At 52.9% G+C, this 18,868-nt stretch carries 19 protein-coding genes; 13 read left to right on the top strand and 6 right to left on the bottom strand.

Annotated features, from left to right (window positions below):
• Window positions 1-26 precede the first annotated feature (26 nt).
• From L1N82_RS19065 to rnhA, 5 genes are all read left to right on the top strand, one after another.
• Window positions 27-761 carry an NAD-dependent protein deacylase gene (locus L1N82_RS19065; RefSeq protein ID WP_235289054.1) on the top strand — a complete coding sequence of 245 codons (735 nt, stop codon included), beginning with the start codon at window positions 27-29 and terminating at the stop codon, window positions 759-761.
• Window positions 762-774: 13 nt separating this feature from the next.
• Window positions 775-1,170, top strand: coding sequence for a (deoxy)nucleoside triphosphate pyrophosphohydrolase (locus L1N82_RS19060; protein WP_235289053.1), 396 nt, complete (start codon window positions 775-777; stop codon window positions 1,168-1,170).
• A gap of 502 nt (window positions 1,171-1,672) precedes the next feature.
• Window positions 1,673-4,108, top strand: coding sequence for a X2-like carbohydrate binding domain-containing protein (locus L1N82_RS19055; RefSeq protein WP_235289052.1), 2,436 nt, complete (start codon window positions 1,673-1,675; stop codon window positions 4,106-4,108).
• A 193-nt stretch (window positions 4,109-4,301) separates the two neighbouring features.
• Window positions 4,302-5,435, top strand: coding sequence for an N-acetylmuramoyl-L-alanine amidase (locus tag L1N82_RS19050; RefSeq protein WP_235289051.1), 1,134 nt, complete (start codon window positions 4,302-4,304; stop codon window positions 5,433-5,435).
• A 64-nt stretch (window positions 5,436-5,499) separates the two neighbouring features.
• Window positions 5,500-6,159 (top strand): ribonuclease H, encoded by a 660-nt coding sequence (gene rnhA, locus L1N82_RS19045; protein WP_235289050.1) that lies wholly within the window; start codon window positions 5,500-5,502, stop codon window positions 6,157-6,159.
• A 92-nt stretch (window positions 6,160-6,251) separates the two neighbouring features.
• On the opposite strand, the gene L1N82_RS19040 is transcribed toward rnhA, so the two are convergent.
• Together L1N82_RS19040 and L1N82_RS19035 are read right to left on the bottom strand one after the other, a co-directional pair.
• On the bottom strand, window positions 6,252-6,380 hold the full coding sequence (locus tag L1N82_RS19040; protein ID WP_235289049.1) for a YjcZ family sporulation protein: 129 nt from the start codon (window positions 6,378-6,380) through the stop codon (window positions 6,252-6,254).
• Window positions 6,381-6,619: 239 nt separating this feature from the next.
• Window positions 6,620-6,790 (bottom strand): hypothetical protein, encoded by a 171-nt coding sequence (locus L1N82_RS19035; RefSeq protein WP_235289048.1) that lies wholly within the window; start codon window positions 6,788-6,790, stop codon window positions 6,620-6,622.
• A 186-nt stretch (window positions 6,791-6,976) separates the two neighbouring features.
• Between L1N82_RS19035 and L1N82_RS19030 the strand changes: the two genes are divergently transcribed.
• On the top strand, window positions 6,977-7,195 hold the full coding sequence (locus L1N82_RS19030; protein WP_235289047.1) for a DUF5316 domain-containing protein: 219 nt from the start codon (window positions 6,977-6,979) through the stop codon (window positions 7,193-7,195).
• A 10-nt stretch (window positions 7,196-7,205) separates the two neighbouring features.
• On the opposite strand, the gene L1N82_RS19025 is transcribed toward L1N82_RS19030, so the two are convergent.
• Entirely contained in the window at window positions 7,206-7,574 is a 369-nt protein-coding gene (locus L1N82_RS19025) for an aminoacyl-tRNA hydrolase (RefSeq protein ID WP_235289046.1), read from the bottom strand.
• A 320-nt stretch (window positions 7,575-7,894) separates the two neighbouring features.
• Here L1N82_RS19025 and L1N82_RS19020 point away from each other — a divergent pair, with 320 nt between their 5' ends.
• The 5 genes from L1N82_RS19020 (at window position 7,895) to L1N82_RS19000 (ending at window position 11,597) form a co-directional block, all read left to right on the top strand.
• Window positions 7,895-8,839 (top strand): proline dehydrogenase family protein, encoded by a 945-nt coding sequence (locus L1N82_RS19020; RefSeq protein ID WP_235289045.1) that lies wholly within the window; start codon window positions 7,895-7,897, stop codon window positions 8,837-8,839.
• A 101-nt stretch (window positions 8,840-8,940) separates the two neighbouring features.
• The gene (locus L1N82_RS19015; protein ID WP_235289044.1) at window positions 8,941-9,504 is read left to right on the top strand and encodes a type 2 periplasmic-binding domain-containing protein; all 564 of its coding nucleotides are present in this window, start codon (window positions 8,941-8,943) and stop codon (window positions 9,502-9,504) included.
• Between the two features lie 91 nt (window positions 9,505-9,595).
• Complete coding sequence (locus L1N82_RS19010) at window positions 9,596-10,081, top strand: PH domain-containing protein (protein ID WP_235289043.1); 486 nt, start codon at window positions 9,596-9,598, stop codon at window positions 10,079-10,081.
• 125 nt (window positions 10,082-10,206) lie between these two features.
• A complete protein-coding gene (locus L1N82_RS19005; protein ID WP_235289042.1) occupies window positions 10,207-10,752 on the top strand; it encodes a PadR family transcriptional regulator in 546 nt (181 codons plus the stop codon).
• Complete coding sequence (locus L1N82_RS19000) at window positions 10,752-11,597, top strand: alpha/beta fold hydrolase (RefSeq protein WP_235289041.1); 846 nt, start codon at window positions 10,752-10,754, stop codon at window positions 11,595-11,597. Before L1N82_RS19005 ends, L1N82_RS19000 begins: the two co-directional genes overlap by 1 nt.
• Here the strand turns inward: L1N82_RS19000 and L1N82_RS18995 are convergent.
• Window positions 11,547-13,169: a carbohydrate binding domain-containing protein gene (locus tag L1N82_RS18995; protein WP_235289040.1), complete on the bottom strand. Its 1,623-nt coding sequence runs from the start codon at window positions 13,167-13,169 to the stop codon at window positions 11,547-11,549. The genes L1N82_RS19000 and L1N82_RS18995 overlap by 51 nt on opposite strands.
• Before the next feature lie 249 nt (window positions 13,170-13,418).
• On the opposite strand from L1N82_RS18995, the gene L1N82_RS18990 reads away from it, so the two are divergent.
• Entirely contained in the window at window positions 13,419-14,492 is a 1,074-nt protein-coding gene (locus tag L1N82_RS18990; protein ID WP_235289039.1) for a sensor domain-containing diguanylate cyclase, read from the top strand.
• Window positions 14,493-14,621: 129 nt separating this feature from the next.
• On the opposite strand, the gene L1N82_RS18985 is transcribed toward L1N82_RS18990, so the two are convergent.
• Window positions 14,622-14,972, bottom strand: a complete 351-nt coding sequence (locus tag L1N82_RS18985; protein WP_235289038.1) for a DUF2642 domain-containing protein — start codon at window positions 14,970-14,972, stop codon at window positions 14,622-14,624.
• A gap of 153 nt (window positions 14,973-15,125) precedes the next feature.
• On the opposite strand from L1N82_RS18985, the gene L1N82_RS18980 reads away from it, so the two are divergent.
• Complete coding sequence (locus L1N82_RS18980; protein WP_235289037.1) at window positions 15,126-16,529, top strand: outer membrane protein assembly factor BamB family protein; 1,404 nt, start codon at window positions 15,126-15,128, stop codon at window positions 16,527-16,529.
• A gap of 74 nt (window positions 16,530-16,603) precedes the next feature.
• Here L1N82_RS18980 and L1N82_RS18975 read toward each other — a convergent pair whose 3' ends face one another.
• Window positions 16,604-18,505, bottom strand: coding sequence for a rhamnogalacturonan lyase (locus L1N82_RS18975; protein ID WP_407946782.1), 1,902 nt, complete (start codon window positions 18,503-18,505; stop codon window positions 16,604-16,606).
• Window positions 18,506-18,868: the final 363 nt, after the last annotated feature.

Genomic DNA, 18,868 nt, shown 5'->3' with positions numbered 1-18,868 from the left:
TAGAACTGGTATGGAGGGATAGGATAATGGAGGAACGGTTTGCTGACTTGAAGCATCTGATCAAGGAAGGCGGAACAATCGTGTTTTTCGGAGGAGCGGGGGTTTCGACTGAGAGCAGCATCCCGGATTTTCGGTCTGCCGCCGGACTGTACCAGTCGGAGAGCCATCAAGCCTATCCGCCTGAGCGAATATTAAGCCACAGCTTCTTCATGGAGCATACGGAGCTGTTTTATGAATTTTACCGGTCAAAAATGGTATACCGGGACGCAAGGCCCAACCCGGCCCACTTGGCATTGGCAAGGCTGGAGCAGGAAGGCCGGCTCCGAGCGGTTGTTACCCAGAACATCGACGGGCTGCATCAGGCCGCCGGGAGTAAGCGGGTACTGGAGCTTCACGGCTCTGTTCAACGTAATTACTGTAAGGACTGTTCGGCATTTTATAGTCTGGATGATGTGCTGGAAACGGCTTCTTCCGTTCCGAAATGCAGGGTGTGTGACGGGATAATCAAGCCGGATGTCGTTCTGTACGAAGAAATGCTGAATACGGAGGTTCTGGAAGAAGCAGCGAGCGTTATCGCGGAAGCTGATATCCTAATCGTTGGAGGCACGTCGCTAACGGTTAATCCGGCAGCAGGCCTTGTCCGTTATTACCCAGGCAATAAGCTGGTGCTGATTAACGAATCCGCGACACCATATGACAGTCGGGCCCGGCTGCTTATCAGGGATCGGATCGGCAAGGTACTGGGCTCGCTTTTTAGTTGAGGAGATGGTGGGAATGATTGAAGTGGGAGCAGCGGTTATAGAGGATGAACGGGGATATATTCTGATTGCGCGCCGTAAGCCGGGCAAGCCCGAGGAGGGGCTCTGGGAATTTCCCGGCGGGAAGCTGGAAGCAGGCGAGACGGTCCAAAGCTGTATCAAGCGCGAGCTGCAGGAGGAAATGAATCTGGACATTGAGCCGGGTGAGCTGCTGGGTACGAGCATTCATACATATGGTGAGCGGACCATACGGCTGCATGCCTGCATGGCCTCCTATAAAGGCGGGGAAGTGCAGCTGGCCGATCATGACCGTTACACTTGGGTAGCGAGGAATGAGCTGAGCATGTTTAACTTTGCTCCGGCAGATCTGAAGTTTGTTGACATGCTGACAGCAGGCGAAAGTCCTCTGTAAAAGTAAGCAGCAGAGTGAATGTGCTGATCCGGCGCTAATTGTCGCAGCTTTTTGACTGGTCAGGAGAATATAAACAGCGATAGTCCTGGACTGGAACTACAGTCTAGACTATCGCTGTTTTATTATAAATTAAACTCTTAGGAGGTTACAACACAGGTTCACTGCCCGCCTCACTTCCGAATTTATATCACTATTTTCCCCTGGTATGCTTCGTTTCAATTTGAGTATGCGCCATATGCAGGGCTGCCTCTGGTGAAAGGCAATCTGCCGATGCCAGGGAGGAGGGTACCTCTTTAATGGTAAAACTGTAATTTCCTCATGAAATTATGTGTAATTATGCAGGTATTGGCGGAATACGCTTACATGTTACTATGAAAGCGTATTCATTCTAGGCTGTCGGGATACCCGACCATAATCAAGAGTGAGGAGGCGGTACAGCAGAGCGACGAATTCGGGGATAGCCGTCCAAACTACAGCAATATCATAATTAGGAGGAATGATGATGAAGAACAAGAAATGCCTGCCTGTCATTATGGCGGCAGCCATGCTGCTTACGCTTTTTGGTTCCATTGCATCCGCACAGGACCAAGGCACTCAGTCACAGAGCGTGCAGGCTGCCGCTTTCCAGGAGAAGCCGCGCATGCAGCTAGTGTCGGAGATGATGCCGGGCTGGAACCTCGGTAATACACTGGATGCGATTCCTACGGAAGGCTCTTGGAATAACCTTCCTGTAGATGAACCGACGCTTGATATGGTGAAGAGCGCCGGCTTCAAGAGCATCCGTCTGCCGGTGACATGGACAGCTCATATTGGCCCTGCACCGACATACACAGTTGACCCGGTCTGGATGAACCGTGTTGAGCAGGTAGTGGACTGGTCGCTTGCACGGGGCTTCTATGTCATGCTGGACGTCCATCATGACTCCTGGGAATGGGCGGACAAGATGCCGGGCGATGCGGCCAGCATGGAAAAGTTCAAGAAGGTGTGGACCCAGATCGCAGACCGGTTTGAAAACAAGAGCGAGAAGCTGGTGTTCGAAATCCTGAACGAGCCGCATCAGACATCGGCCCAGATGATGCAGATTAACGACGATATTCTGCAGCTGATCCGGAGCTCAGGCGGTTACAATGACAAGCGGCTCGTTGTTGTATGCGGCGAATGGAATGATCCGGAGAAAATGCTGGCATCCTTCACAGCTCCGAATGATCCGAATGTGGCAGTGACGGTTCATTACTATCCGTATCAGTTTGCCTCGAACAGCTGGAATATGCCGGTATGGAATACACCGGAGAACAGAGCGAGCGTGGCCGGCATCTTCAAGCAGCTGCATGATAAATATGTGGCAAAGGGTATTCCTGTTATTCTAGGCGAGTACGCGATGATGAGTGATATTGTCTATTGGCCTGAAGCACGCTTCTTCATGGATAACGTGAACAAGGAAGCCTACAAGAATGGCATTACCACGATGTTCTGGGATGATGGCTGGAATAGCGGCTTTGACCGTGTGAATCTGAAGATGAAGCCGGATAACTATATCAAGTACATTCTAAATGCCGCGCAGGGCATCCCGAATTCCTTCGTTTGGCCGGGCGAGTTCTATATCCGTGAAGGCAGTGCGGTAACCGATGTTACAGCACAGCTCGATCTGTACGGCAATACACTGACGGATGTCTACAATGGCACATCCAGGCTAACGCGCGGTACGGACTACACGGTAAGCGGCACAACCTTTACTCTGAAGGCAGGTTATCTGACTAAAATTCTGGATGCGAGCAAGCTTGGCCAGCAGGCGGTGCTGACCTTCAAGTTCAGCCAGGGCGCGGATAACGAGGTCAACGTCATTCGTTATAAGACCGCCACAGTACAGCCGCTTGTCATTAATAAGTCACAGCCGTTTACCGGTGATCTGGTGGTGCCGTTCAACTATAACGGCATGAAGATCAAGCATGCGTGGGCGGTCGATGAGACAGGCCAGCCAGTAGATAAGGTGAACAATTGGACGAAGTATCTGGAAGGGGGCGGCGACTATACGTATGATAATAAGAGTACAGTTACCTTTCGCAAGGATTTCGCGAACATGTTTGACCGCAATGCTACGGTAACCTTCGAAATGTGGCCGTCTGGAACGGTCGAGCTGCCGGTAGTAGTTACAACAGGCGGCACGCCGACCAACGCCACAATAACACCAGGAGCAGCAAGCTTTGACAAGAATACCGCGAAACAGGCCGATATTCAGGTGCAGATGGAACTTAACGGAAATACGCTGCAAGCCATACGGCACAGCGGCACCGCACTTGCCGCCGGAACGGATTATGCGGTCTCGGGTTCCACGGTAACGCTGAAGAAGAGCTATCTGGCACAGCGCCCGGTTGGCACGACTGCACTCGTATTTGATTTTAGCGCCGGTTCCGATCCGGAACTTGTCATTACCGTCAGCGATTCAACCGGCAGCGGAGGAGGAACGACTCCGCCTCCGGCGGACAGCGGCAGCCTGAAGGTGCAGTCATATAACGGAAGTACGGCCGCTGCTGTCAATGCACTTGATCCGAAGCTGAAGCTGGTGAACACAGGAACGAGCAGCCTGCAGCTGTCGAATGTGAAGCTGCGCTACTATTACACCGTTAACGGCGATAAGCCTCAGAATATGTATGTTGACTGGTCTCATGTGGACAGCGCCAATATCACAGGGGCGTTCGTGAAGCCGGCCTCGCCCAAGACAGGAGCCGATACTTATCTGGAGATCGGATTTACAAGCGGAGCGGGCAGTCTTGCCCCAGGGCAGTCAATCGATATCCAGCTGCGTGTCGCCAAGAATGATTGGGGCTCCTACACCCAGACCGACGATTATTCCTTTAACGGGACTGCTGCGAGCCACGTTGATGCATCCAGGATAACCGTCTATATTTCCGGGAGCTTGAAGTGGGGGATAGAGCCCTAAGCGAATCATTTTTGCTGAAGCCGATTAGAGAATGGTCGATTCTGGTTAATTCCAGAAGGGCCGTTCTCTTTTTTTTGCCTTCTCTCCCGGGAATTTGGTCAATTGGAATCTAGGAACCTTTTGACCCTGAGGCCAAGATTGATATAATGATAGAACATTCTACCAACAAAGCGAGGTAATTATGCGAGCATTCATGTTGACAGTCTTTGTTGTATACGTAGTTGTGAGCTTAACTTGGTCTTCGTTCGGCGCAGCAGGAACAACGGGCACTCTGTATAAGGTTTATGCGGATTCACTCAATGTACGCAGTGAACCGGCCAAGGGCGCTGAGGTTGTCGGGAAGCTGAACAGTGGCGACTTGGTGAGAGTGACCAAGGAAGCGCATGGGTGGATGAATGTTACGAATGAGCATGTAACCGGATGGGTAGCAGGGTATTATCTCAAGAAGGTTAGCGGGGCCGCAGTTCAAACAGCAGCCGTGACAACCGCCTCAGGAGGAAGTAAGCCGTCCGCAGCGGCGGCTGTCAGCAGCAGGACAAGCGCGACCGTTACAGCGAATACGCTGCGTGTCCGGTCGGGTCCGGGACTCGGGTACCGGGTTGTTACCGGCGTGAAGAAGGGAGACCTTCTGATCGTGCTGGAAAGCCGTGACGGCTGGCTTAAGATACGCACAGGAGCGGATGAAGAGGGATGGGTGGCAGCAGATTTTGTGACGCTGGGCAGTACATCTGCCGGCTTGGCTGTAACCACTGCCTCGTTAACAGGGGGCGCTTCCTCAGGATCTCTTAGAGGAAAGACGATCGTGGTCGATCCTGGTCACGGCGGCAGTGACCCCGGCATGATCGGCACTACATATGAGACCGTAGAGAAGGAAATTAATCTGTCCACCTCTATGTATCTGGCAGAAGAGTTAAGAGCCCGAGGGGCTAAAGTAGTCATGACGCGGACAAGCGACAACGGCAAGCCGTCTCTAGCCGAGAGGGCGGGGCTGGCTTCAGCCTCAGGCGCTTCTGCCTTCGTAAGCATTCATTATAATTCATCTCCGAAGAATACATCAGGAACATTAACCTTCTATTACTCGGAAGATAAGGATGAGCAGCTTGCCAGGGCAATCGAAACCCGGCTTTCCAAGGCAGATACGGGTATCAAGAGCAATGGCATCGCATATGGCGACTACCATGTTCTGCGGGAAAATGCCGTACCATCTGCACTGGTGGAGCTTGGTTTTCTCACTAATGAGCGGGATGAAGCGCAGGCTCGAACGACGTCCTACCAGCGCAAGGCGGCAGCAGCCATTGCGGATGGGCTGCAGGACTATTGGCAATGATGGGAGCAGACGGGTCAGAAGCGGTATTGACCGCAACCGGGAATAAAAGGAGCCGAACAACTTAATGGCGCAGAATAAATATTATGTCGTATGGGCCGGCCATAAGCCAGGCATCTATACAAGCTGGGCGGATTGTCAAAAGCAGGTTAACAAGTTTCCGCAGGCGAAGTTTAAATCCTATAGCTCGCAAGCTGAGGCAGAGAAGGCCTTCAAGGAAGGGGCCGGGGCCCACTGGGGACAAGGGGGAGCCAAGAGCGGAAGCGGTTCTGCAGGCAGCTTCAGGCGGCCGGCGGCTGTCACCCTGGAGGAAGCTGGTGAGATCGATTACGACAGCATTTCGGTCGATGTCGGGACGCGCGGCAATCCGGGGCCTGTGGAATACAAGGGTGTTGATACACGTACCGGGGAGGTTCTGTTTGCTTACGGACCGGTCAGTAAGGGAACCAACAACCTCGGTGAATTTTTGGCTATTGTGCATGCGCTGGAATATCTTAAGGAACGCGGCAGCAGCAAGACGGTGTACAGCGATTCTGTTAATGCGATGAAGTGGGTCAAGCAGAAGGCGGTGGCTACCACACTCCCTCGGGATGAATCGACACGGGAGATCTGGTTCCTGATTGATAAGGCTGAGCAATGGCTGCGGACTCACACCTACCCGAACAAGATCTTGAAGTGGCAGACCCACCTGTGGGGTGAAATCAAAGCGGATTACGGCAGGAAGTAAGGAAGAAAGCCAAACTCCAAGAATAGAAGGCTGTCTCAGGCAGGAATCTGCCGGGGACAGCCTTCTTTTAAAAAATGTTTAGTTCGCTTGCATTAGATTACGAATGCGCGGGAGATGATAACCAGCAGAATGAACAGAACCAGAATCGCACCAGTCGATGTCCACAGACCAGCACCGCCAACTGGGGCACAACCTGCACCTACGCCTGCTCCGTATGCCATTTGAGAATCACTCCATTCCTTAAAGTTAGAAGCTCTCACTTCTCAACACAGCATATGTGGAGGCACAACAGCCGGTATGGACGTATGACGGGGTACAGCTGAAATGGGCAGCAGCTAAGACAAAAGGCACCTTTGTTCCGTTTCCGGAATAAAAGTGCCTTTTGCATATAGCAGAGGGGGTGATATAACAGGCAGCAAAACCGTCTTAAGGCGGTGATTGTCTGTCTGCAAACATGTTATTACTCAGCCAGCGTATTGTTTTCGTTCATCTCAACCGTTGTGTCCGGTTGTGTGTCTGGACCGTCCAGCGTAACATCGTTATCAGCATTGCCGCAAGCGGCCGCACCGAAAGCAAGTGATACACTCATGACGGCGGTCAGCGACAGCTTTGTCCATTTCATCTTCAGCATCGGAACAACCTCCTTCCCAGAGTAAGGAATATCTTGCTCTCTATAGATATAACCGTATCCCGTTCCATCAAACTATTATCATCGTTAGAAATGATTAATGTTTCCGTGCTGCGAAGGATGCATCGCTTAAAATTTCATGGTAAGGTATTGAACAGACAGACATTACGTGGAAGGAGAGCACAACAGGTGGTTCAATGGCTGATTTATGCAGGTTTCGCTTGCTTGGTGGTATCGGGTTTTGCATTGAGGGGGTTCCCGAGCGTAGACCGTGAACAGGGCCAGTACCGGACAGAAGACCCGCAGGACCGGCAGCTGAAGAGGAAGATTGTTAATTGGTCAGCATTGCTGGCCGTTATCTTCTTCCTGCTGGCCGGCCTCTCGGCTTATATCGGGAGCAAGCTTTAAGATAAACGTGTTACAGCAGCGAGAAGCGGCCGGTCAGTTTCTGCGCCTCGCTCTTCAGCATCGGAGGCAGCACGACAACTGTCAGGGAGCCTGACGGAACCTCGGTATGCCCGGCGTCACGGATGGCCAGGTACCCGTTGTTGGCAAGTTCTGTGAGTTCATCGGTCCTAGCTTTGAGGACAATCTTGCGCTGCCCTGATTCGAGCCAGGCACGGAACAGCTCCTGGCTGCTTCCCTTGTCATTCAGCAGGGTATGCAGGGTAAGAGTGGTTGCGGCATGCGCAGTCTGAGCGGCAATTTTACCGGCTGACATGCCTAAATCATGGTTCACGATATAATACTGTACGATAGGGTTGTCCTTGCTGGAAGCAAAATTCATCGTCAGGCTTCATTCCTTTCAGATTCTAAAGGTCTATGACTCTATTATCAGTATACGACAGAGACATAGAATTATGATCCCACAAATACAAAACAGCGAAGGCCGCCGGGACAACAAATCTCCCGGCGGCCTCTGTCGTTCCCGCAGCTCGAAGCCCTTCTCAGTATCAATCCGGTAATAATCACAGACGCAGAGGGGAGAAGGTTTGTTGCAGTTTAATGTTTGGTTGAAGCAGGGTTAGGTGGGCTTACCCGGCCGTCTGGGCGCATACAATACGGTGAGGGTGAGAACGCACAGAATGAACCAGGGGGGGCGAGCGGATGGGCCGTGTGCTATTGTTTCGCAAAGCAATTCTGACGGTGACGGGAAGCCGGCTGGTCAAGGGATTTGTTACAACATACGGCATGCGTCTAGGCGCTGGGAGATTTGTGGCGGCAGAATCGCTGGAAGGTACGGTAGATAAGGTCAAGGAGCTGAATGAACGGGGGCTTGCAGCAACGCTGGATTATCTGGGAGAGAGTGTGGACAGCAGGGAGATGGCGGCGGAGGCGGCGGAGGTGGTGCTGCGGACGCTCGAGGCCATTCATGCACACAGGCTGGATTCCAATGTATCCGTCAAGCTGACGCAGCTTGGACTGCTGCTGGATGAAGAGTACTGCATGGAGCTGATGGACCGGATAGTGGGCAGGGCAAGAGAGCTGGGTAATTTCGTGCGAATTGATATGGAGGATAGTTCGGTTACCGAGGTTACGCTGCAGATCTATGAACGCCTCCGGGATCGTCACGGCGGCGATCATGTAGGCGTCGTCATTCAATCCTACTTGTACCGTACGGCGAGGGACAGGAAGCGCCTGGAGAAGCTGGATGCGAATCTGCGCATTGTAAAAGGGGCCTACAGCGAGCCGGGCGATGTCGCATTTACGGATAAGAAGCAGGTCGACAAGCAGTACATTGCATTGGCAGAGGCGCACTTGCGGGCAGGCTGTTATACGGCGATTGCCACACATGACCGGAAGATTATTGAGCGGCTGAAGAAGGTGAAGCGAACCGGCTCAGGCAAGCCGGTCCGCTGTGAGTACCAAATGCTGTACGGCATTGCAGAGGACCTTCAGGATGAGCTGAGAAAGGAAGGCTATAAGGTTAGGGTTTACACGCCCTTCGGCGAACAGTGGTACGCTTATTTTACCAGGCGGATTGCAGAGCGCCCGGCTAACCTGTTCTTTGTCATGCGCGGGATGCTTGGCAGGCGGAGGAGGTCGGGGTAGCGGATCGTTCGTCATGCACGGGCCGGTTAAATGCAAGCAGCGGCAATCCGCCGGCGAACGGTTACCTGTTCATTAACAAGAATGCGAAGCATCCGGAGGCTGTGCTGCATTATTACAACTGGTTCTTCGACAACACGGCCAACCCGCAGCCGGGGAGTGAGTTTGCTAACGGCTTTGCGGAGGGCTACGATTACGCCGTCCTGGATGACGGCACCGTTACAGCCGATATTGCCAAGTATCCGGAGGAATTCCCGGGGCTGAAGGGCCAGACTGCTCCCCCGCTGTATTACACGCTTACCTTCGAGGGAGCGCGGATTCCGACCCTGTATGCCGAGTCGCTAGTGAAGCTGGCGGAGGGGGCGGAGCCTGAGACGCCTTACGAGAAGCAGGAAGCGAATACCCGTCCCCAGGAAAACATTGACGCCATGAAGGTCGTGATGGACCAGAAGGACATCCGGATGAAGAACTATTATATGGGGCCGCTGACTGAGACGATGCAGAGCAAGAATGAGCTGCTGAACAAGCTGCTGAATGAGACCTACAACAAGATCATCTACGGCCAGCAGCCGCTTGACGCATTTGACACGATGGTGGAGAACTGGAAGAAGTCCGGAGGCGAGCAGATTACCAAGGAAGTAAACGAGTGGTACGACAGCGCCAAATAAAGAAGAGCCAACATGCATACGGCCTTTGCGTCGTATGCATGTTTGTCATGGCTGCAATGTAAATGTAAGTAAAATGAAAGTCGACGGTATCATGGGGATTAAGTACACTATTATACAGATGGTTAAATCCCATTCTTCCAAAGGAGATGGTGCTGTGAAGTTCGTGCCGAGAAGAGACGGATGGCTGGGAGCGGTTATCTGGTCAAGCGTTCTAATTTTGGTGTTGTCGGGTTTGTCCCCTTATTTCCTTGACGGTCCGGGTCCTGTGGGCAGTGCGGTTCTATTGATATCATGCTTGGGATTCGCCTTGTTTACGGCCTGGCTCTGGGTGGGGACGTATTACGTGATGGAAGAATCGGAGCTTGTCGTTCGTTCGGGACCGATGAGGCAGGTTATTCCATACAGCAGGGTGAAGTCAGCCAGCCGGGTTCGCTCATGGGCTGCAAGCGCGGCAACCTCCCGCAGAAGAATCGAACTCTACTACAACAAGTATGACGTTGTTCACATCTCGCCCCTGGATGAAGATCGGTTTCTGTATGAACTGAAGACAAGGTGCCCTGAGGCAAGGATCGAGTGAGGCAGCCTGCCATGCAGGCTGTCTTTTTTATGCAGTAGAGAAAGTAGTTGACACATGAGGAAATTCTGACTAAGATATATCTAACAGATATATCTATTAGATATATTAACAAGCGGGGTGTTTATTTGGCCAGGAAGAACAACACGATGTTTGCCATTATCGGGATATTAACGAGGGGCCCGCAAACCGGTTATGACATCCGGAAGCAGTTCACCGAATCCTTGAGGTATTTCTGGAGCGAGAGCTACGGACAGATTTACCCCATGCTGAAGGAAGCGGTGAGCAAGGGGTATGCCGAGATGCGTGTAACCGGCCATCCTCGGCAGAAGAAGGTCTACAGCTTAACGGATGAGGGGCGTGAGGTGTTTCGGTCATGGCTGTCCGAACCTGTCAATCCAATTAATTACCGGGATGAACTGCTGCTAAAGGTATCGTTCGCGGGGATGGAGGAAGACGAGGTTATCATGGGGCTTCTCCGTCAGGAGAAGATGGAGCTGCAGCAGCGACTCGATATTTTGAAGCTGCAGGAGGAAGATTTGAAGGCCGCCTCTGAGACAAGAGAGTTCCCGACCTGGCTGCTCACGCTACGCTATGGGATTGTCTCGACGGAGGCCAGACTCAGCTGGTGCAGGGAAGCCCTGCAATTATTGGGAGGGAGAGTGGGTCGCTAATGGAGTGGAACGGATTCTGTGAAGTAAACGGCACGAAGCTAAGAACAGTGGTAAAGGGAGAAGGAGAAGTGCTCTTGCTGCTGCACGGCGGCTATTCGAACATGACGGTTTGGGATGAGCTTGCAGAACGGCTGGCCATAAGCTATACCGTTATCCGTTATGACCAGCGCGGCTATGGAGAAAGCGCAGCCCCTTCAGAGCCATTTTCCTACTATGAGGATATCAAGTCCGTTCTCGACTACTTCGGCATCCGCAAGGCACATATTGCCGCTTCTTCCTTCGGGGGAGCAGCAGCCATCGATTTTACACTGGCACATCCGGAATATGTGAGCAAGCTTGTGCTTGTCGCTCCTTCAATTCACGGCATGAAGTATCCGCTGCGCATGCAGTGGGAGGGCATGGCCGATTACTTGCGGGTGAACCGGGTGGGGATAGAGAAAGCTGCCCGGCGGTTTATGAACAGCAGATTTTGGCGCTACCTCATACCGCGTAACGAGAGCCGGGCGCAGAAGCTGCTGGAGATGTACACAGCGAATAAGGTATTCTACAGCAGCCGTCCAACGCTTGCAAAGCCGCTGCAGCCTCACGCGCTTGGACGGCTTGAGGAGGTCAGGCAGCCGGTGATGATAATCGAAGCAGGGAATGACCATCCCTTCAACAGAAAGGCCTGTCAGCTGTTAGCTAACCGGCTTCCGGACTCGAGGAAGATCGTCCTGGCGGGGAGCGGCCACTATCCGCATCTTGAATATCCTGTAGAAACAGTTAAGATTTTGGCGGCTTTCCTAGACGGCTCCTTAGACCACATTAATAATGATATCATCCAGCCAGAAGTCGACTTGTCCTGAATCACAGACCGCACGAAGAATAAGCCGCGCCCTGCAGGCTCCCGGAGGTACAACGGAGAAGAAATTGGTGCTCTTGTTCTCCCAATTGCTAGACACTTCATACTTCGTATAAATGGCCGTATCGATGGTTTGCCCCGCAAAATTAAAGTACTTGATATCAACTTCGGCACGGCCGCTGCCGGTCAGCCTCACTTTTCTCCACAGCTGTCCGCACAGCAGCTTCTGAGGCGTAACGGGGAAGTCCTGGTATACGCTGGAGGTGGTCCCGGCTGTGGAGGAAAGGTTGAAGGAGCCCCCGCCAAACTTCTTCTCCGCAAGATCAACGGCAAACGACGAGCCCTCTGTGACAAACCAGCCATCCGTGCTTTTGCTTGCATTCCCGTTATAAATCAGGTTTAACGATTCAGCCACTGCGAAGCTGTTGGAGTGGTTGCCGATGGAGAGGCCGTCCGCCTGCACACGACCTCTGCCGCTTACCAGCAGCTGCCGTCCGCCGCCGCTTTGCTCCATGCTTTTGAAGGGCAAGTAATTGCTGGAGGGCGTTAGACGGATATTATGAAGGGTTAGGCCATGCTGCGTGTTGTCATCTGTGACATAAAACATCGTATCGAGGAACTCATCCACCTGTTCGCCGGGAGGGACGATGACCGAATTATTTACATGCACGGAGGCGCCTGGATGCTCGATACGAATTCGGTGCGACTTTGAGGCTTTACTTCCCGGCCGTTCCAGGTGGCACTGCTCAAGGGTGACGACTGCATCCCCGTTGACCGTAATATTCGAGTTATTGAACGAGGTCATGTGAAAATGGAAGGTGCCTGTCCCGATCTCCCAATGGGCACCGTTATCGAAGAACGCGCAGCGTTCAAAGCTGATATTCTCTCCCATATTCTTCAGCTCCTGCGGCACATAGTGAGCTCCCCAGCGGCTGATGACCCGTACGAAGTTAACCCGCCAGGCATTATGCGTAAACCGGATATTGTAAGCGAAGCCCTCTAGATTAACATCCGATACCTCAAACATGGAATTGTTTGGGAACTTGGAGTCGCCAATGAGCAGGCCGGTTGTCCCTTTGAGCGGGCTGTCTTGCTGGCTGGCGGCCTTAAGCGTAACCCCGTGAAGGGCTACATGCGTGTTCTGATACTGCTTCATATAGTCGGCAGAGGCAAACAGGTGAATGGCAGTCGCATCACGCAGCTTTTTAAAGTTCAGTACAGTCCCCACACCTGCAACGGCAAAACGGGAGACATCTATCTTGACGGTACGGGTTAGAACAAGCTCCGAAGCTTCCAGCTGAATAACCGCGTACGGATACGACAGTGCTTGGCGTATTGCCCGCTGCAAGCGTCCATCATCTGTCTTCTCCTTGGAGAGTCTTCTGCCCAGCTTTAAGACCGCATTTGAACTGTTCTCATCAGCAGCATTCGAGCTCTTGGCATAAACCATGCTCTCACTTTCTATGTCCGTGTCCGGGAGCATTGCGCCGGAGGGGAAGAACCTCCCGCCCAGAAAGCTGGCCCCGGCCACACCGAGCAGGGTAACAAACTGTTTTCGAGAAAATTTCCTGGCCAAACTGCACACTCCTTCCACTTTCCATTACCATACCATGAGCAACGAGCAATTCCGATGGGCTTTAGGCAGGATGTTTGCGGTGTTATACGGGCCTGTTCGACAAAATGGTCTAATGATTTTCTCGGGGCTTGACGAATAGCTACTATACAGCAGCAGACAAAAAGTATAGACTTTGGAGAAATTTTAACGGGCGAAGGGGCTGGTTTATGCTAAAATCAGGTATTGGCAGCAAGGAGGCATGTATCGTCTATGGACAGTGAGAAAATTGATTATACGTTAATGCCGGGTGAGCAGAGCCGGCTTCAAGAGCTTAGAGAACTGGATCTTGTCGGAACCCTCCCTGAGGAATCATTTGATCGTATAACCCGGATTATCCAGCGGGTCTTTCGTACAGGTGCTTGTGCCATATCCCTGATAACAGAGGACAAGCAGTGGTTTAAATCCTGTCTGGGACTGCCTCCTGAACTGGAAGAAGCCCGTTCCACTAAACGTGAGGTGTCGCTTTGCCAATATGTGGTGGCCTACCGAGAGCCGTTCATTGTACATAATGCGCTTGAGGATCCAAGATTTAAGCATAATGATCTGCTGCAAAAATATACGGTCCGCTTCTATGCGGGAGTCCCGCTGGTTTCCTCCAGGGGCAATGTGCTCGGGAGTCTGTTTCTCATGGATGGGGAGACTCGGGAGTGGGCGGAGGCGGATACGGATCTGCTTGTGGAATTTAGTCAGTGGGTGATGTCGGAGATTGAGCTCCGGCACAAGAACCGCCTGCTTGACCGGATGTCCGATCAGCTCCGTATGCTTAGCTATACGGACTCGCTTACGGGAATGTATAACCGCAGATTTCTGGAGGAGCTTCTCGGCTGCAGCAGGTATTCGGGGGGAGAGGCAGCTGGTCCTGTTTCGGCTGTTATGATTGATGTGGATCACTTCAAGCAGTTCAACGATACCTATGGTCATATTGCGGGAGATCACTGCCTGAGGCAGGTTGCGCAAGTAATGGCTTCCGTATTCCATCATGATACCTGCAAGGTGGCGCGTTATGGCGGCGAGGAGTTTGTGGCGGTGCTGGATAACACGTCTGCAGAGACGGCCATGGAGCTAGCCGAGCTTGTCAGAAGGGAAGTTCGCTCCTTGCAAATTCCGCATTCGGCATCACCGGTCAGCAGCTTCGTAACCCTAAGTATAGGGGTGGCGTCTGTCGACTCCGCAGAAGCGCCTGTATCAGAGCAGTTAATTTACCTGGCGGATGAGGCCTTGTATGCTGCCAAGCAGGCAGGAAGAGACCGGATCAGCTTATCTGCGAAGTGCACTTCCAGCTAAGAGATGTGAGGCGCATGCCTATTACATAAAGAAAGACCAGAGGGAAGCGTGGCGTCCTTACGCCCTGCTTCCCTTTGCTTGTTTCCTACGTATGCCTGCCGGCCGGAGTACAGCTGCTTCTACGGATTGTTATGGTTGAAGGCCGGGACCCGCAGGATGCTCGTAAGTGATGGGCAGCCCCTCAAAATATACGAGTTGGGCGATTCGCATATGTAATGCTTTGCCTCCCACATCCAGTTGAATATGATCGACAGCCACGCCGCTCAATATTCCTTCCACCCTGCCTGCTATCGTCACGACACCAATTCGCTGGCCGGTATGCCTGCTTAGATGGTCGACGAAAACAGGTTCATAGCTAAGCCCATAGTGGTGGGGCTGTGGCACAACCGGGACAGCGCCGATCACGGTTCCGGCAGCCGGCTGATACCCGATTTGCAGCGGCTGCACAATCGGACCCAAAGTAGTTGCCATTTTATCCATTGTATAATCCCCCTCAACTACGTATTCCTCATTATATATGCCGCTGCGAAGCGGGTTATGTAGCTTCAGAGCCGCGGTAATGAAACCTTCCGCTTGGACAGGGCGTCAAATGATTGGCGGCAGGTACCGCTAGATAAGAATGGAGGCGCTAATATGAATGAGCATTCATCTGTGACAAGCGATAAGAAGAACAAGTGCAAGAGGTTGTGGGCTAGAACGCTGCTGGCGGGTGCTGCGGCAGGCATTCTGCTGATTCAGGCGGGCATAACGATGCTGCCGGGTACGGCCCTGGCTGAGCAGGCTGATATTTCGGTGAGACATACCTATCCAGGGCTTACACACTCTTCACCCGTCATTAAACCTGTATGGACCGCCCAGGTCGATAATTATAAGAACCATGAAATGCAGTATGGACCAGTTCCACAAACGGCGGCGGAGGATGGGAGGGTCTTTGCTTTCACCGGCGGGAAGCTGGCTGCGTGGGACGCTTCAAGCGGCAAGCGCATGTGGACCTATGGTAAGGATTTGGTGCCGATGGTCGCGTATGGTGAAGGAACCGTCTACGGATTTACGAGCGGACACATGCTGTATGCCGTTAATGCCAAGACCGGCAAGCAGAAGTGGATATCGAAGGAATCCACCTGGATTGACACGCGGGTACGGACTGAAGCGATTATCCCGGCGAGGGACACCATTTATGTGATTAAGGGAAGTATGACCTTTGCCTTTGATGCAGCTAGCGGCAAGCTGCGCTGGTCGGCCAATGAGCCAATGGCCGAAGGCAATGGCACTGATTATCTCGTTGAAGCGGACGGGGTTGTGCTTCGGACCTTTATGATTCAGGGCGCGATTACATCGGTTCAGCTTGATGCCTTTGACAAGAAGACTGGCAAGAAGCTGTGGGGACATTTTCTTCAGGGGGAAGGGCTCAAGGTTGAGAATGGGTTGGTCTACTCTATTTATGACAGCTCCATGCTGGAGGAAGATAAGCCGGAACAGAGTGTCGTGATCAATACTTTTAACCTGAAGACCGGAGTGAAGAAGGGTGAGCGGGTATACAGCTGGAAGCTGGAGGGTGAGCCTCCTTACACGCATGTATCGGGTAAGGTTCTGCTTAAGGGGGATACTCTCTACATCGAGCAAGGTGACAGGATCGCTGTATATGATTTTATGAGCTACAAGGAAGGTTCAAAGCCGGTTCGCACCTTCACCAACCCATATGACAACATGCTGCAGCTGGTAGGGATTGTGCAGGAACGGCTCATGTACCGGAACATTGAAACGGGTGAGCTGACGGGCGTGAAGACGGTAAACGGCCAGAAAATTGATTTGCGGGCAGAAGGGGTGCCTGTGCAAATCGATATCTACGGTAAGGGACTATTCAGAGGCCAGCAGAACGGTATACTGCACGGGATGGATCTGACGTCCGGCCAATCGTTATTCCAGGTAAGAACGGGAGCAATGGAATATGCGCCTACCTTGAAGACAGATGGCATCATCATCATTCAGACACCGGGCAAGCTTACCGCCGTTAAGCTGCCGAAGTCGCTGCGGTAAGGAATTGTTATGGAGATGGGAGAAGGGGGGCCCTTAAGTCGCAATGACTTATGGGACAGCCCCCTTCATGTCCATTACGGGGTAAAAATATTGGGCTGGCCGGGTGCCGTCATGCCTTCGCCAAGGTAGAAGCTGGTGTGCGGCGGCTGATTGTACCCGGTGTTCTGCCAGGCGATACCGAGCCGGTACACCGGATCATGCATTAAGGTGTACAGCTTGTGGGAGGTTGGGGCAGTTGTCGTGTACAGCCGGAGCGCATTGCCGTCCGAACGCGGCCAGATAACCTCTTCACGCCAGTCACCGAGCAGGTCGGCCTGCAGACTTGGATTTCCCTTCGTATGATTAATGGAGTTGGTGCCTGAAGCGGTTAGTATGGTATTAAGGCGCTGGCTGCTATAATTCCACTTGTCGATTCTGCCGACTCCGGTGGCGCTGGAGCCGGACCAGTTGTGGTCAAGCAGCTCACGCAGCAGGTCGCCGTCCCACCAGATGGCGAAATTATAGGAACTGGGGCCAGCAGTGCTGATCCGTACGCCTTGGACCGTATGCAGACCTACTCCTCCAGAGGCCCACATTTCGGCGCCCTTGTGGCGGGGATCAATGTCTGCCGCCATGCCGCGGCCGGTATCTGTGCCAGTATGCACACCCCAGACGATGCGGCCGGTACCTGCGTCATGCATCTCAGCACCGTACTGTGCGCTCTTCGACTCGTGCACCTGGAAAGCCTCCAGTCCGGGACGGTCTGGGTTGAAATCGCTTACATGCATGGCATCGCCATGGCCCAAGCCGGTTGAATACAAGCCTCTTCCATTATCATCGACCGCCATTGAACCGTAGATGATTTCGTCTTTGCCGTCGTTATCCACATCTGCCGTACTTAAGCTGTGGTTGCCTTGACCGGCGTAGGCTGAATTGCCCGGGCTGCTGCTGTCGAAGATCCAGCGCTTGGTCAGCTGGCCGCCCCGCCAGTCGTAAGCGGCAAGTACGGTGCGCGTATAATAGCCGCGGGCCATGATGATGCTGGGCCGCACCCCGTCAAGGTAGGCAACCCCGGCAAGGAAACGGTCAACACGATTGCCATAGCTGTCCCCCCAATCGGAGACCTTGCCGCGCGGAGGTTCATAGTTGGCAGTTGTAAGAGCGCGTCCGTTAGCACCGGCGAATACGGTAAGATACTCAGGGCCATCCAGGACATAGCCCGCCGAATTCCGGTAATCCGCATTGGCATTGCCGATTGTAACGCCTGTTCCATCGACAGTTCCATCAGCGGTTTTACAGACAACCTCAGCTTTGCCGTCTCCATCAAAGTCATAGACGAGGAACTGCGTATAGTGTGCTCCTGCACGAATATTGCGTCCCAGGTTAATGCGCCACAGGCGGGAGCCGTTCAGTTCGTACGCATCCAGATAGACGGGACCGGTATAGCCGCTCTTCGAGTTGTCCTTGGCATTGGTCGGCTCCCATTTGAGCACGATTTCATAATCGCCGTCGCCATCAAGGTCGCCTGTACCTGCATCATTCGGATAGTAGCTGTAGCTTACACCATCAGGCGTTGTACCGCCGGCTGGCTTCTGGACGGGAATATCCAGATACTGTCGCCCCCATACCGAAACGGCGGAGGAGGCAGACTGCTCCTGGCCGTTCACAACAGCCCGTACCGTGTAGCTTAATGACGTGCTGCCCTGCGGATCGGTATAGGTGGTGCTGCCGGTAATCGGGCTGCTGTTCAGTTTCGTGCTTCCCCGGTACACATTAAACGCGGTAGAGGCGGTTTCGGTGCCGAGCAGCCGCCAGCTTAAGAATACGCCGGAGTTAACCTTAACGGCGACCAGGCCGCGGCTCAGCTTCTCCATCTGGCGGGCAGAGGCTGCCGCAGCAGGATCTGCTGCGGACAACGGAAGTGCACCCAATGCAACTGCGGCCGCCAGTAGCAACTTTGCAGTCAAGCGGTAAGGAGATGACAAACGGCTGAACATAAACATTCCTCCCTTAAAATATTCGTTTTGAACAGCGGACGGACGAAAGCCTGAAGGTTGTAATTCCCCTCCTTTTAGCATGAAATAAGCAAAAGACGGGAGACAGCCTGAACGGGCAGGTAAAGGCTGTCCCTCATGCACGCGCGGCATGATGGAGGCGGTTGGCTCTCCAATTGTTACAGAAGCGTGACATGAATTTCCGTCTTGATCGTATTGTAAACGATTACAAAATTAGAGAGTAATGAAAAATCAGACATAATTGTTCAAATATCCGAGGTTCGCAAGCATTAAAAAACCGCTGTCTTGGAAAGACAGCGGCCAGACTGTCGACAAAGCCCCACTTCGGGGCTTTGTCTTGTTTCT

Source organism: Paenibacillus tarimensis (assembly GCF_021532315.1).
Lineage (GTDB): Bacteria > Bacillota > Bacilli > Paenibacillales > Paenibacillaceae > Paenibacillus_I > Paenibacillus_I tarimensis.
The sequence above is the reverse complement of the archived record's forward strand: the minus strand, read 5'-3'. Positions and strand labels throughout refer to the sequence as shown.

Excerpts from the sequence above, each read along its gene's own strand:
- L1N82_RS19065 (WP_235289054.1), top strand. The coding sequence starts at position 27 with ATGGAGGAACGGTTTGCTGACTTGAAGCATCTGATCAAGGAAGGCGGA.
- L1N82_RS19060 (WP_235289053.1), top strand. The coding sequence starts at position 775 with ATGATTGAAGTGGGAGCAGCGGTTATAGAGGATGAACGGGGATATATT.
- L1N82_RS19055 (WP_235289052.1), top strand. The coding sequence starts at position 1,673 with ATGAAGAACAAGAAATGCCTGCCTGTCATTATGGCGGCAGCCATGCTG.
- L1N82_RS19050 (WP_235289051.1), top strand. The coding sequence starts at position 4,302 with ATGTTGACAGTCTTTGTTGTATACGTAGTTGTGAGCTTAACTTGGTCT.
- rnhA (WP_235289050.1), top strand. The coding sequence starts at position 5,500 with ATGGCGCAGAATAAATATTATGTCGTATGGGCCGGCCATAAGCCAGGC.
- L1N82_RS19040 (WP_235289049.1), bottom strand. The coding sequence starts at position 6,380 with ATGGCATACGGAGCAGGCGTAGGTGCAGGTTGTGCCCCAGTTGGCGGT.
- L1N82_RS19035 (WP_235289048.1), bottom strand. The coding sequence starts at position 6,790 with ATGCTGAAGATGAAATGGACAAAGCTGTCGCTGACCGCCGTCATGAGT.
- L1N82_RS19025 (WP_235289046.1), bottom strand. The coding sequence starts at position 7,574 with ATGAATTTTGCTTCCAGCAAGGACAACCCTATCGTACAGTATTATATC.
- L1N82_RS19020 (WP_235289045.1), top strand. The coding sequence starts at position 7,895 with ATGGGCCGTGTGCTATTGTTTCGCAAAGCAATTCTGACGGTGACGGGA.
- L1N82_RS19010 (WP_235289043.1), top strand. The coding sequence starts at position 9,596 with ATGGGGATTAAGTACACTATTATACAGATGGTTAAATCCCATTCTTCC.
- L1N82_RS19000 (WP_235289041.1), top strand. The coding sequence starts at position 10,752 with ATGGAGTGGAACGGATTCTGTGAAGTAAACGGCACGAAGCTAAGAACA.
- L1N82_RS18990 (WP_235289039.1), top strand. The coding sequence starts at position 13,419 with ATGGACAGTGAGAAAATTGATTATACGTTAATGCCGGGTGAGCAGAGC.
- L1N82_RS18985 (WP_235289038.1), bottom strand. The coding sequence starts at position 14,972 with ATGGATAAAATGGCAACTACTTTGGGTCCGATTGTGCAGCCGCTGCAA.
- L1N82_RS18980 (WP_235289037.1), top strand. The coding sequence starts at position 15,126 with ATGAATGAGCATTCATCTGTGACAAGCGATAAGAAGAACAAGTGCAAG.
- L1N82_RS18975 (WP_407946782.1), bottom strand. The coding sequence starts at position 18,505 with ATGTTCAGCCGTTTGTCATCTCCTTACCGCTTGACTGCAAAGTTGCTA.